The 12,379-nt window shown below is 63.4% G+C and carries 12 protein-coding genes and 1 tRNA gene; 7 read left to right on the forward strand and 6 right to left on the reverse strand.

The window, feature by feature from the left end; genetic code table 11:
• Positions 1–190: 190 nt before the first annotated feature.
• The 4 genes from M2336_RS13305 to M2336_RS13320 all read right to left on the reverse strand — a co-directional run bounded on the left by M2336_RS13305 (position 191) and on the right by M2336_RS13320 (position 2,704).
• Positions 191–616 (reverse strand): ExbD/TolR family protein, encoded by a 426-nt coding sequence (locus M2336_RS13305; protein ID WP_181559759.1) that lies wholly within the window; start codon positions 614–616, stop codon positions 191–193.
• A gap of 25 nt (positions 617–641) precedes the next feature.
• On the reverse strand, positions 642–1,127 hold the full coding sequence (locus M2336_RS13310; RefSeq protein WP_181559760.1) for an ExbD/TolR family protein: 486 nt from the start codon (positions 1,125–1,127) through the stop codon (positions 642–644).
• A 101-nt stretch (positions 1,128–1,228) separates the two neighbouring features.
• A complete protein-coding gene (locus tag M2336_RS13315; protein ID WP_181559761.1) occupies positions 1,229–1,978 on the reverse strand; it encodes a MotA/TolQ/ExbB proton channel family protein in 750 nt (249 codons plus the stop codon).
• Between the two features lie 72 nt (positions 1,979–2,050).
• Positions 2,051–2,704 carry an energy transducer TonB gene (locus tag M2336_RS13320; protein ID WP_264572904.1) on the reverse strand — a complete coding sequence of 218 codons (654 nt, stop codon included), beginning with the start codon at positions 2,702–2,704 and terminating at the stop codon, positions 2,051–2,053.
• A 229-nt stretch (positions 2,705–2,933) separates the two neighbouring features.
• On the opposite strand from M2336_RS13320, the gene M2336_RS13325 reads away from it, so the two are divergent.
• The 3 genes from M2336_RS13325 to glpX all read left to right on the forward strand — a co-directional run bounded on the left by M2336_RS13325 (position 2,934) and on the right by glpX (position 6,347).
• Positions 2,934–3,815, forward strand: coding sequence for a hypothetical protein (locus M2336_RS13325; protein ID WP_264572905.1), 882 nt, complete (start codon positions 2,934–2,936; stop codon positions 3,813–3,815).
• Between the two features lie 92 nt (positions 3,816–3,907).
• Positions 3,908–5,224 carry a homoserine dehydrogenase gene (locus tag M2336_RS13330; protein WP_181559764.1) on the forward strand — a complete coding sequence of 439 codons (1,317 nt, stop codon included), beginning with the start codon at positions 3,908–3,910 and terminating at the stop codon, positions 5,222–5,224.
• 133 nt (positions 5,225–5,357) lie between these two features.
• A complete protein-coding gene (glpX, locus tag M2336_RS13335; protein ID WP_181559765.1) occupies positions 5,358–6,347 on the forward strand; it encodes a class II fructose-bisphosphatase in 990 nt (329 codons plus the stop codon).
• Positions 6,348–6,426: 79 nt separating this feature from the next.
• Here the strand turns inward: glpX and M2336_RS13340 are convergent, their stop codons facing one another.
• Both M2336_RS13340 and M2336_RS13345 read right to left on the reverse strand, forming a co-directional pair.
• Positions 6,427–7,197, reverse strand: coding sequence for an ABC transporter permease (locus M2336_RS13340; protein WP_264572906.1), 771 nt, complete (start codon positions 7,195–7,197; stop codon positions 6,427–6,429).
• Positions 7,194–8,141: an ABC transporter ATP-binding protein gene (locus tag M2336_RS13345; protein WP_264572907.1), complete on the reverse strand. Its 948-nt coding sequence runs from the start codon at positions 8,139–8,141 to the stop codon at positions 7,194–7,196. Before M2336_RS13345 ends, M2336_RS13340 begins: the two co-directional genes overlap by 4 nt.
• Before the next feature lie 296 nt (positions 8,142–8,437).
• On the opposite strand from M2336_RS13345, the gene recJ reads away from it, so the two are divergent.
• From recJ to M2336_RS13365, 4 genes are all read left to right on the forward strand, one after another.
• Complete coding sequence (recJ, locus tag M2336_RS13350; protein ID WP_264572908.1) at positions 8,438–10,186, forward strand: single-stranded-DNA-specific exonuclease RecJ; 1,749 nt, start codon at positions 8,438–8,440, stop codon at positions 10,184–10,186.
• A gap of 77 nt (positions 10,187–10,263) precedes the next feature.
• Positions 10,264–10,338: transfer RNA gene (locus M2336_RS13355), tRNA-Glu, on the forward strand.
• A 99-nt stretch (positions 10,339–10,437) separates the two neighbouring features.
• On the forward strand, positions 10,438–11,136 hold the full coding sequence (locus tag M2336_RS13360) for a DUF6538 domain-containing protein (RefSeq protein ID WP_264593051.1): 699 nt from the start codon (positions 10,438–10,440) through the stop codon (positions 11,134–11,136).
• Positions 11,137–12,375 carry a hypothetical protein gene (locus M2336_RS13365; RefSeq protein ID WP_264593052.1) on the forward strand — a complete coding sequence of 413 codons (1,239 nt, stop codon included), beginning with the start codon at positions 11,137–11,139 and terminating at the stop codon, positions 12,373–12,375.
• Positions 12,376–12,379 lie beyond the last annotated feature (4 nt).

Raw genomic sequence — 12,379 nt, forward strand, 5'->3', positions numbered from 1 at the left:
GTGCTCGCACGCGCGGCCAGGATCGAGGTCATGAGGGCCGCTAATCCGCGCCGACGCTTGAGGCGAAGCCTGCCGCCCAGACGCCTTCTTAACCCCAGACGCCTCGCTCTGAAGCCCAATAAAAAAAGGGGGCCGAAGCCCCCTTTTCCAAATGCATCCAGATCCGCGACGAAGCGCGTTTCCGCTATGATCAGAACACGCCGCCGTAACGGTCATTGCCGACGAAGCCCAGCTTGGTCACGCCAGCGCGCTTGATGATGGCGAGCACCTCATCAACCACCACATAACGAGCCGACTGGTCAGGCTCGAACTGCAGCTCAGGCTCCGGGGCCATACGGCTGGTCTGATCGAGATACTGGCGCAGCGTCACCCGGTCGACCGGGGCGCCATTCCAGTAGATCGTGCCTGCCGGATCGATGGTCAGACGATTCTTGACCGGGTCGATCGTGTTCTGCGGCGCGTCCGCATTCTGCGGAAGGTCGATCTTCACCGCGTGGGTCTGGATCGGGATCGTGATAATGAACATGATGAGGAGCACGAGCATGACGTCGATCAACGGCGTCGTGTTCATTTCCATCATCGGCTCGCCGTCGTCGCGGCCACCACTCATTGCCATGGGACTGGTCTCCTAAACTTGGGCGTCAGAGGCGACGGACGGAAATCGAAGCCGGGTCGGGCTCGGAAATGAAGCCAACCTTCGGATAACCAGCGCGCTGCATCGTGAAGATCGTGCCGCCGATGCACCGGTACGGCGTATCGATGTCTGCACGGATGTGCGCTTCGGGCAGATCGTCGGGGTTCATGTTCTCCACGCCGCCGGCCTTCTCGATATCCGCTTCCAGCTTCTTGACAGCGCGGTTGAGAAGGTCACCGGCCGTGACCTTGGTCACGTTCCAGTACACTTCGCACTGGCCATCCACTGCGCGAACCGTAAGGCTCACATTTTCCGGCTTCGTGGTCGTTGGCTCGAAGGCGATCTTCGGCAGCTTCACGTCCACTGTCTGGATCACCACCGGAATTGCGATGAGGAAGATGATGAGAAGCACCAGCATGACGTCCACGAGAGGCGTCGTGTTGATGTCCGACATCGGGGTGTCATCACCACCACCCCCAGAGCTAATTGCCATCGATCAAAATCCTAACTCTTGGCTTTGGAAGCACGCACGTCCTTGCGGAGGCTTGATGTGGCGACCGCTCGAGGGTCGCCACACCTGCTTCATTTGATAGCTCAGGCCTTGGCGGCAGCCGGCTTGGCAGCGGGCGCGGCCGGGGCAGCAACCACGGTCGGACGGACCGCACCGTTGGACACCATGTAGCCGAGCAGGTCGTTGTTGAAGCCGCTCAGGTCTTCAGCAATCGACTTGTTACGACGCTGCAGCCAGTTGTAGGCAAGCACAGCCGGAACGGCCACGGCCAGACCCAGCGCGGTCATGATCAGAGCTTCACCGACCGGGCCGGCAACGGCGTCGATCGAGGCCTGACCGGACGCACCGATCTTGATGAGCGCGCGGTAAATACCGATAACCGTACCGAACAGACCGATGAACGGCGCGGTCGCACCGACGGTCGCGAGGAACGCGAGGCCACCGCCGAGCTTGGAGTTGATGGCAGCTTCCGAACGCGCGAGCGAAGCGTGCATCCAGTCATGCGCCTCGACCGGATCGGTCAGCTTGGCATGCTGTTCCTGCGCCATGATGCCGTCGTCGACCAGCTGCTTGTAGGCGCTGTTCTTCTCGAGCTTGGCCGAACCCTCCTTGAGGGTCGCCGAACGCCAGAACGTCGTACGGACCTTCTTGGCCTGGCCGATCACCTTCTGCTGCTCGATGAGCTTCGAGAACAGAATGAAGAACGAGAACACGGACATGCCGCAAAGAATGATGAAAACGGTCCAGGCGATCACGCCGCCCTGCTCGAGGGCTTCCATGAGACCGTAAGGGTTATCGGCCGGCGCAGCGGCTGCGGACAAATAAATCAACATTCGTGTATTCCTCTCAAACCAGTCGGTGAATGGGCCGTCCCTCGCCCCGGTTCGGGACGGCCGAAATCAGGATTAACGTTCAAGCTTCCAGACGACGCGACGCGAGCTGCTAGACTTGATCGGGTTGCCGGCTTGATCGAGCGCAGGAGAATAACGTCCCCGGCGAACGATCAGACTGCAAGCGGTTTCGTCGAGATCCCGACGGCCGCTCGATGCGGTCACTCGGCAATTCTCCACCCGACCCTGCTCATTGATCTCCCATGCGATCGTCACCGAACCCTCGGCTTCGTCACGACGGGCGCCTGCAGGATAGTCGTCAGACGTAATCCAGCTCGCAGGGTTACCCCTGGCACCAGCAGCCTTGCTGACAACCGGCGCAGGCGGCGGCGGCGGCGCGGGCGGAGCCGGCGGAGGCGGCGTGGGAGGCGGCGGCGGCGCCAGAACCGGAGCCGTGCTCGGCAGCGAAATCATCGGCGGCGGCGCTGTGGGCGGCGGCGGCGGTGGTGGCGGCATGTCTGGCGGAGGCGGAGGCGGTGGCGGCGGCTCCTCCTCTGGCGGCGGCGGCTCCTCTGCCACGTCGATGACGTTCAGCTGTTCTGCAGCCTGCTTGACATACTTGATGCCAAGCCCCGTCACAAACGCATAACCGAGGATCGCGTGAATGATTGCCACGATGATAAGAGAAACCGTCCTACCGGACGATTGTGACTGGTCAGCATAGGCCATTCAGCAATGACACTCCCTAGCTCGATACAGCGCTGACAATCAGACCACGAATCGACGAAATGCCGTAAAGCACGACGTCTTCCGTGCGATACTGATCGCTCGGGCTCCTAAATTCCGAGGCATGTCCTATCGTGGCAAAACGTGTGAAGCAAACGCTTTGTTGACGGTGGTCACCTCTGCTTAACCCCCTATGTTAGAGGCTGAGGAAGGCCTATCAGGAGAATTGCGTATGACCGACACAATCCGACGCCAAAAGGCCCCGTTCAAACTGGCGGCAATCGGTTGCAGCGTCCTGTTGACGGCCGCTTTCCCCTTTATTTCCACTTCCGCTACGGCACAGGTGGCAGAATCGCCAGAGCCGGCAAGCTTGAGTTACGCGCGGATGGCCGAACTGGTATCGTCATCCCCCACGGTGGCGCGCATTACCGTGCGCTCTATCGTCGCCCTCAAGCGCGAGCGCGCGCCCGATCTGCCGGAAACGCGGAGCCGTTTTTACGTTCAGGCTGAAACGCTGGGCTTGATTCGCAGCGATGGTGTGATGTCCAAGCGAATCTCTTTCCTCGTGGACGGGTCCGCGGAAAATGCCCGACGCCCCAACCTCAAGAACAAGATTTTTCTCGCTTTCGGCAAAGTCGGCCAGCAGGTGAGCGAGTTCCAGTTGAGCGCGAGCACGGCGCTCGTGCCCTGGACCCCCGCCAACGAGGCGCTGGCACGAAAGGTCATCGAAGATCTTTACGCGCCGGGCGCACCCGGTCCGATCACCGCCATCACCTCCGCCTTCCATGTGCCAGGCGCGATTGTGGGCGAAGGGGAGACCCAGATCTTTCTTGGCACAGCGGACGGCTCGCCGATTTCACTGTCGGTGATCCGCAGACCGCAGGAGCAACCGCATTTCAGCGTGTCGCTGGGCGAGGTTGTGGATGATTCGGCGAAGCTCCCCGAGCGGGACACCTTGCTGTGGTATCGCCTCGCGTGCAGCTTGCCCGACCAGCTCCCGCCCTTGTCCCTCACCGAACTGGCGCGCAACGATGCGGAGGCCGCCAGTCGCGATTACAGCGCATTCCGGGCCGCGCTCGGACCATGTGACCGCACCCAAACGCCAGTCATTTAGGCAGAGGGCTCTTTCCTGAACAGGATTACCCGCTATGAGCGGCGGCGGACCTCCGCGCGACCGCCGCTCACACCTTTTTGCAGGACATGATCATGACCGACGCCTCTTCCCGCCCCCTTCGCCTCGCCATCGTCGGCTTGGGAACCGTGGGCGCCGGTGTCATTCGCCTGCTGGAGACCAATCGGGATCTGATTGCCCGGCGTGCAGGCCGCCCGATCGAGGTGGTCGCCATTTCCGCGCGGGACCGCAGCAAGGATCGCGGCCTCGATCTCTCCGCCTATGAATGGGTCGACGACATGGCGACCCTCGCCCAGCGCGAGGACATCGACACGGTCGTTGAACTGATCGGCGGCGCGGATGGCCCGGCCTTGACGCTGGCCCGCCAATGCCTGAGCCAGGGCAAGCCTTTCGTTACCGCCAACAAGGCGATGATCGCTCATCATGGTCTCGATTTGGCACATGAAGCCGAGCGGAGCGGCGTTGCGCTGAAATATGAAGCGGCCGTCGCGGGCGGTGTGCCGGTCATCAAGGGCCTGCGGGAGGGCGCCGCTGCCAATCGCATCATGCGGGTCTATGGCATCCTCAACGGCACCTGCAATTACATCCTCTCCACCATGGAACAGCACGGCAGCCCGTTCGACCAGGTGCTGGAGGAAGCGCAGGCCAAAGGCTATGCCGAAGCCGATCCAACCTTCGACATCGACGGTATCGACGCCGCGCACAAGCTCTCGATTCTCGCCAGCCTCGCCTTCGGTACGGAGATCGATTTCGGCTCGGTAGATATCACCGGCATCCGCAACGTCATGGCTGCCGACATCCGCGAGGCGGCATCGCTCGGCTTCAAGATCAGGCTGGTCGGCATGGCGGAGTGCGAGGCGGACGGCAGCGAGAATGTCGGCCTTTTCCAGCGCGTCCACCCCATGCTGGTGCCGCTCGATCACCCGCTTTCTCACGTCGATGGCGCGCTGAACGCCGTCGTGGCGGAGGGCAATTTCGTCGGCCGTCTGTTCTTCCAGGGCGCCGGCGCTGGTGAAGGCCCGACTGCTTCGGCGGTGGTCGCCGATGTCATCGACGTGGCACGCGATGAATATGGCCCTGCCTTCGCCATGCCGGCCGAATGGCTGCAGCGCCAGGTCAAGGCCGATGCCGGCCAGCGCACCGGCCGTGCGTATTTGCGCTTCCAGGTCCAGGATCGCCCCGGCGTTCTGGCGGAAATCACGGCGGCGATGCGGGATTCGGGCGTGTCGATCGAAAGCGTGATCCAGCGGGCCGCCACCGCGGACGAGGGCGTTCTCGTCGCCATCGTCACGCACCCGGGCGCCCTCTCCGCCATCGACGATCTGCTGCGCAGGCTCGGCGGATCGGACAGTCTACTGGGCGCACCGATGCTGATGCACATCCTCGACTGACAGGCGCGACCCCGCGCTTAGAGGCCGGGATGCGATATGCGCCCGGCCGCACCGGTAAGACGCTGGCTCATTATCGACATTGCAACAATCCTCGCCTATCGCGTCCCATCAATTCAGCAAAGGATGCCGCAGGATGGGGAAGTCGAATACCGTCGAAGCCAGTTCCGTACTCGATCGGGTACTTGTTCTTGAGATGGTGCGCGTCACCGAGGCCGCCGCGATCGCCGCGTCCAAGCTGGTGGGGCGCGGCGACGAGAAGGCCGCTGACGCTGCAGCCGTCGAAGCGATGCGCAAGGCCTTCGATGGCCTGTACATGGATGGCACGGTGGTGATCGGCGAAGGTGAGCGCGACGAAGCCCCCATGCTGTACATCGGCGAGAAGGTCGGCGGCGCGCCGGGCCGTGGCCCCAAGATCGACATCGCGCTCGATCCGCTGGAAGGCACGACCATCACCGCCAAGGCCGGCCCCAATGCGCTTGCGGTTCTGGCTGCGGCCGAGGAAGGCAATCTGCTCAACGCGCCGGACGTTTACATGGAGAAGCTGGCGGTTGGCCCCGGCTATCCGCCGGACATCATCGACATGCGCAAGAGCGCCACGGAGAATGTCGAGGCGGTGGCCAAGGCCAAGGGCGTGAAGCCCTCCGAGATCATCGTGTGCGTGCTGGATCGCCCCCGCCATGAGAAGCTGATTGCCGAGCTGCGCGGCATCGGCTGCGGGGTGGTGCTGATCGGCGACGGCGACGTGGCCGGCGTGATCGCGACGACGGACCCGGACACCACCATCGACATGTACATGGGCTCTGGCGGTGCGCCCGAGGGCGTGCTAGCCTGTGCGGCCCTGCGCTGCGTCGGTGGCCAGTTCAACGGCAAGCTCTTGTTCCGCAACGAGGACGAGAAGGCTCGCGCCCGCAAATGGGGCATCACCGACCTCGACCGCATCTACAAGCTGGAGGACCTCGCCAAGGGGGACTGCATCTTCGCTGCAACCGGCGTCACCGATGGCTCGCTGCTCGAGGGTGTCAAGCTCCTCCGCGGCGGCAAGATGACCACGAACAGCGTCGTGATGCGGGCCTCGTCCGGCACGGTCCGCTGGGTCAAGGGTGAGCATCGCGCCCGCGACTGACGCACCGAGTATTCAGAGACTGAACCGCCCGCCTGCGTTCGCGCAGGGCGGGCGTTTTGGTATTTAACGCCAGTTCGCTCTACTTCTTGAGACGATATCCGGTCTTGAACATCCAGGCGATTACCGCGAGGCAGATGACCAGCATCGCGCTGACGAATGCCACGGAGACGCCCATCGCGACATCGCCCTTCCCGAAGAAGGTCCAGCGGAACCCGCTGATCAGATAGACCACCGGATTGAACATGGTGATCGTCCGCCAGGGCTCGGGCAGCATATGGATCGAGTAGAACGCGCCGCCGAGAAAGGTCATCGGCATGACGACGATGAGCGGAATAACCTGCAACTGCTCGAAACTCTGCGCCCAGATACCCAGGATGAACCCGAACAGGCAAAAGCTGATCGCGATCACCATCATGAACAGGAGCATCGCGGCAGGGTGCGCGATGGGCAGATCGACGAACAGATGCGCCGTCGCGAGAATCACCAGCCCGATGATCATCGACTTGGTCGCCGCCGCGCCCACATAGGCGATGATCGTCTCCAGCGCGGAAATGGGCGCGGAGAGCAGCTCGTAGATCGTGCCGCTATATTTGGGCATGTAGATGCCGAAGCTGGCATTGAAGATGCTCTCCGTGAACATCGACAGCATGATGAGGCCCGGCACAATGAACGCGCCATAGGGAATCCCGTCGACCTCAGTCATCCGCGAGCCGATGGCGCTGCCGAACACCACGAAATAGAGCGTGGTGGTCAACGCCGGCACGACCAGCCCCGTCATCAGCGTGCGCTGAAAGCGGTGCAGCTCGAACAGATAGATCGCGCGGATCGCGTGGATATTGATGCCGCTCATGCCGCCTGCTCCGACCGGGCCGTGGGCTTGTGGACAAGATCCACGAAAATGTCCTCCAACGAGCTTTCCTTGGTATTGAGGTCCTTGTAGCCGATGCCGAGGGCGCTCAGCTGGCCGAGCAGCGCCGAGATCCCGGTGCGCTCGGCCTGGCTGTCGAACACATATTCAAGCTCGGCGCCGTCGCTCTCCAGAGTCACGCGCCAGTCAGACAGGGCAGCAGGCACAGCCGACATCGGCTCATTGAGCGTGATCCGCAGCGTCTTCTTGCCCAGCTTCTTCATCAGCCGCGCCTTGTCTTCCACGAGGATCAGCTCGCCGCCGGTGATGACCCCCACGCGATCGGCCATGTCCTCGGCTTCCTCGATATAATGGGTCGTGAGGATGATCGTCGCGCCATTGTCCCGCAGCTGGCGGACCAGCGCCCACATGTCGCGGCGCAGTTCCACGTCGACGCCGGCAGTCGGCTCATCCAGAAACAGCAGGCGCGGCTCATGGGCGAGTGCCTTGGCGATCATGACCCGCCGCTTCATGCCGCCGGAAAGCTCCTGCAGCTTGGCGTGGCGCTTGTCCCAAAGCGTCAGGTCGCGCAGCACCTTCTCGATATAGGCATCGTCGCGCGGCTTGCCGAACAGGCCACGGCTGAAGCGCACCGTATCGATCACGCGCTCGAACTGATCGGTCGAGAGTTCCTGCGGCACCAGACCGATGGTGGCGCGCGTCTGGCGATAATCCCGCACGATATCGTGCCCGCCGACATGCACAGTCCCGCCACTGGCGCGCACAATGCCGCAGATGATGGATATGAGCGTGGTCTTGCCAGCGCCATTCGGCCCGAGAAGCGCGAAGATCTCGCCCTCCTCCACATCGAGATCGACGCTGCCGAGCGCCTTGTGACCGCTGGCATATTGCTTGGTAACGCCGCGGAGCGAGAGGATTGCCGTCATGATAGCGCAGCTACTCCATCGGCCGGGTCTTGCAAAGAGCGGCGTGCGGATAAACGCCGTTCCGCCCGAAGGACGCCGTGCGCAAAATGACGACATCTCGGATGATATCTCCGTTCGTCCTGAGTAGCTGCTGCGCCTGTAGAAGCGGCGTATCGAAGGCTTCGATGCTTCGATACGGCTCCTCGCTACGCGCCTGCGGCGCACCTAGACCCTGCCCAGCACGAGCGGCGAAGACTAACCCGCCCCTATCACGACGCTCCTATCCTTTCCCCCACAAGCTCGGCTATGGTGCCGCCATGCGCTTTGCTCTGGATATCGATCGATCGCTCACCGGCCGTGCATGGCGTTGGCGCGGACCTGAGCCCTGCGGCAGCGGCAGCAATCTCGTGGACGATCTGCTGCGCGCGCGGGGGTGCCCGCATGACAGCCTGGAGCGCGAGCGGGCGCCGACCATCCGCAGCTTCCTCCCCGATCCGTCAATCTTCCAGGATATGGATCGCGCCGCCGAGCGGCTCGCCGCGGCCGTCATCGACCGGGAATCGGTCACCATCTTCGGCGATTATGACGTGGACGGCGCGACGAGCGCAGCACTGCTCGTCCGGCTGCTGCGCGAACTCGGGCTCGATGCCGGCGTTTACATCCCCGACCGACTGATGGAGGGCTATGGCCCATCCGGTGAGGCGCTGGTAGCGCTGGCACGCAGCGGTGCCAGCCTTGTCGTCACGGTCGATTGCGGCGCGCAGGCCTTTGCCGCGTTGGAGGCTGCACGCTCCGTGGGGCTGGATGTCATCGTCGTCGATCATCACAAATGCGCCGCCTCGCTCCCCCCTGCCCTTGCGCTGGTCAACCCCAATCGGCTCGATGAGGCCGATGAGGCCGCCAGCCACGGCCATCTCGCCGCGGTCGGCGTTGCCTTCCTGCTCGGTGCCGCGCTGGTCCGCACCTTGCGCGCGCGAGGGTGGTTCGCCGCCCGTCCGGAACCGCGCTTGCTGGACCTGCTCGATCTGGTCGCGCTGGGGACTGTCGCAGATGTGGCGCCCATTCGGGGCCTCAACCGCGCCTTTGTCGCCCAGGGGCTCAAGACGATGGCACGGCGCGGCAATATCGGCCTCAACGCATTGCTTTCCGCAAGCCGGCTGGAGCGTGCCCCGCAATGCTCGGACCTCGGCTTTGCCCTGGGACCCCGCATCAATGCCGGCGGACGCGTGGGCCGCTCGGATCTGGGCGTGCGCCTGCTCACCACCGCCGACCCCGACGAAGCCGCCATGCTCGCCGCGGAGCTCGATCAGCTCAATCAGGAGCGACGCGCGATCGAGGCGACCGTGCAAGAGGAAGCCGAAGCCCTTCTCGCAGAGCTGGGCGAGCGCTCCGTCGCCGTGATCGCCGGCGATCTGTGGCATCCCGGCGTCATCGGCATCGTGGCCGGGCGCCTGAAGGAAAAGATCACCCGCCCGGCCATCGTCATCGCCATTGACGAGGACGGCCTCGGCAAGGGCTCGGGACGCTCCATTACCGGTGTCGATCTGGGCGCTGCCATTCTGGCCGCCAAGGACCACGGCCTGCTCGTGGCAGGCGGCGGGCATGCCATGGCGGCCGGGCTGACCGTTCGCCGGGAGCAGGTGACCGCATTGGCGGAGTTTCTGGAGGAGCGGCTGCGCGAGGATGTCGTCCGCGCCGCCACCGCCCGCGCCCTCCTCATCGACCTGCTGGTGGCGCCGGCAGGACTGACACCGGAGCTGATCCAGTCGATGGAGCAGGCCGGCCCCTTCGGCAATGGCTGGCCCGCCCCCCGTGTCGCCCTGGGGCCGGTGCGCGTCGTGCGCGCCGATATCGTCGGGACGAGCCATGTCCGCGCCATCGTGGCGGGCGAGGATGGCCGCTCGCTCAAGGCCATGGCCTTCCGTCAGGCCGAGACCGAGCTTGGGCAGATGCTGCTCTCCTCCCGCGCCGGCACGCGCTTCTGGCTCGCCGGTCGCGCAAAGATCGACGACTGGGGGCCCCGTCCCGCCGCGGAGCTGCATATCGAGGATCTTGCCATCGCCTGAGCAAATGGCCTTGACCGCGCCAGACCATGCCCGTAAAGGCGCCCTCTCACGGCAGCGACACACATCGCTCGCTCAGTGGCCCCTTCGTCTAGCGGTCAGGACGCGGCCCTCTCACGGCTGAAACACGGGTTCGATTCCCGTAGGGGTCACCAGCATTCGTAAGAATGCTTTAACTCTGCGAGCTTAGCACGAAATCAAGAGCTTTGACACCGCCCGGTAGTACATATCGGTGGTACATAATGAGATTTCGCGTGTCGCATATCCAGAGGATCAAAAAGAGCCGATTCCCCCGCTTTCGCATGCCCGTTCCGAAGGATCTTCAGGACCGGATAGGGAAAACCGAAATCGTCGGCTCACTCGGGACCACCGATCCTGACGAAGCGATCGCGAAGGCGACCCAGCTAAAGCTCGAATGGAAACAGCGCTTCCGCGACATGCGCGACGAGATCGCAGGCGAACGCCTCGCGGCAGCGCCCCAAATCGTCGACCGCTTCATTCGGACGATCGCGGACAAGCAATATGGCGATATCGATGGCGCGATCCACGCACTTAAACGTGCAATCGCATACCGCCTCATGGTGTCGTGGGGGCCGCACGCTTATCTCGAGTACGAGCTCAGCCAGATCTTCGGCGGCGTGCCCGACGATGATAACTGGTTCGAAGACGCTTTCGATGAGGATGGGGATATTGTCCCCGAGGAAGCGCGGCCTGCCCTGGTCAGGGAGATGCTCCTCCTGCACTGGAACCCACATACTTTCGGTGCGGGCTACAACGCCGCGATTCGGTTTCTGCAGCAAAGCCGGCGCTGGGGCGTCCTGAGGCTAGAAGTGCTGATGGCCGAGGAATTCACCGGCACGACCATCGGCCATCAGGGTGCGCTGTACGAAGCGGTCGCCGAGAGTCTGGTTGAGCGGATCATGACTTTCCGGTCGAGCCAGTGGGATGAGTGATTGCTCGAGGAGCCGGCCGCCCCAAGCGAGCGGCCGACCGCAACCACCAGCGCACCGGTCATCGCCTCCGTCCCGTCGGAGGTGGTGGCCTCGGCTAGTGACTGGCACAACGTCGGGCGCCGCTACCAGTCGACCCACACCCTGACAGCGGCCCTCCAGAGGTGGAAGGAAAGCATGGCGCCCGGCGAAAGCGCCGTTACCGAGACGACCCGCTCAGTCGAGCGGTTCGTCGATCTCTTTGGCGACAAGCACGTTGCGCAGATCACGCCCGATGACCTCTTCGACTATCGCGACTTCCTGACGACAATGCCCGCCGGCATCAGCCTGCCGGCCGTTAGGGCGAGCGGCACGACCCTGCGCGACCATGTGGAGCGGCTTCACGCTGAGGAGCTCAAGCGTGAAGCTGAGGCCGAGAAGAAGGGCGTCGAGCTGCCTACCCCGCGCCGCCTTTCGCCCCAGTCCGTCAAGAAGGACATCGGTGGTCTCAGCGCGATTTTCAGCGCGGTCTTATCCGAACGATGGATCGTGACTAACCCCGCTGACAAGATCCCCGTTGACGGATATTCCAAAAAACGGAAGGTCTTCCCGCTCAAGCCCAGCATGATGAAGGAGCTTTTCGAAAGCCCCCTATTTACGGGCTGTGAAGGCAGGGCCGGCCTCAAGCGAACGCGCGTCGGACCTTATGTGTTCCAGGACGCGCTGTATTGGAGCTTTCTGTTCGGGGCGACTTCCGGCCACCGTCTGTCCGAGGTGGCGGAGGCCCTGGTGACCGACGTGGAGGAAGGCCTGGGGCCAGATGGCGAGACGATCGTCGGTATCTTCGTCCTGGACGCAAAGAATGAGGATTCCAGGCGAGTCATCCTCGTGCATCCGAAGCTCCTTGAACTGGGCTTCCTTGACTACGTCCGCGCCCGTGAGAAGAATAATGCGACGCATCTATTCGATCTTCCCAAGGGCGGCAGCAAGAAGCTGAGCGAGCACGTCAACGGCTACCTCGATAAAATGGTGGTCGATGACCGGCGATACGTCTTCCATTCGCTGCGCCACGAGTTCGCCGACCGGTCCGAAGTCAACATCTCCGTAGAGGTCTCTAAGAAGATCATGGGCCATGCCCGTGGTCGGCTGTACGGACTGGGCGCGCCTCTCCATCACGCAGCGAAGGAACTGGAGAAGCTGGACCTGGAATTCATCGACTGGGATCGGCTGATGGCGGCGGTCGAACGGGCGAAGGCCAAGTGACCGG

The sequence above is a fragment of the Sphingobium sp. B1D7B genome, assembly GCF_025961965.1.
Taxonomy (GTDB): Bacteria; Pseudomonadota; Alphaproteobacteria; order Sphingomonadales; family Sphingomonadaceae; genus Sphingobium.

Bases quoted from the DNA above. Each gene is read 5' to 3' on its own strand.
- M2336_RS13305 (WP_181559759.1), bottom strand. From the start codon at position 616: ATGGCAATGAGTGGTGGCCGCGACGACGGCGAGCCGATGATGGAAATG.
- M2336_RS13310 (WP_181559760.1), bottom strand. From the start codon at position 1,127: ATGGCAATTAGCTCTGGGGGTGGTGGTGATGACACCCCGATGTCGGAC.
- M2336_RS13315 (WP_181559761.1), bottom strand. From the start codon at position 1,978: ATGTTGATTTATTTGTCCGCAGCCGCTGCGCCGGCCGATAACCCTTAC.
- M2336_RS13320 (WP_264572904.1), bottom strand. From the start codon at position 2,704: ATGGCCTATGCTGACCAGTCACAATCGTCCGGTAGGACGGTTTCTCTT.
- M2336_RS13325 (WP_264572905.1), top strand. From the start codon at position 2,934: ATGACCGACACAATCCGACGCCAAAAGGCCCCGTTCAAACTGGCGGCA.
- M2336_RS13330 (WP_181559764.1), top strand. From the start codon at position 3,908: ATGACCGACGCCTCTTCCCGCCCCCTTCGCCTCGCCATCGTCGGCTTG.
- glpX (WP_181559765.1), top strand. From the start codon at position 5,358: ATGGGGAAGTCGAATACCGTCGAAGCCAGTTCCGTACTCGATCGGGTA.
- M2336_RS13340 (WP_264572906.1), bottom strand. From the start codon at position 7,197: ATGAGCGGCATCAATATCCACGCGATCCGCGCGATCTATCTGTTCGAG.
- M2336_RS13345 (WP_264572907.1), bottom strand. From the start codon at position 8,141: ATGACGGCAATCCTCTCGCTCCGCGGCGTTACCAAGCAATATGCCAGC.
- recJ (WP_264572908.1), top strand. From the start codon at position 8,438: ATGCGCTTTGCTCTGGATATCGATCGATCGCTCACCGGCCGTGCATGG.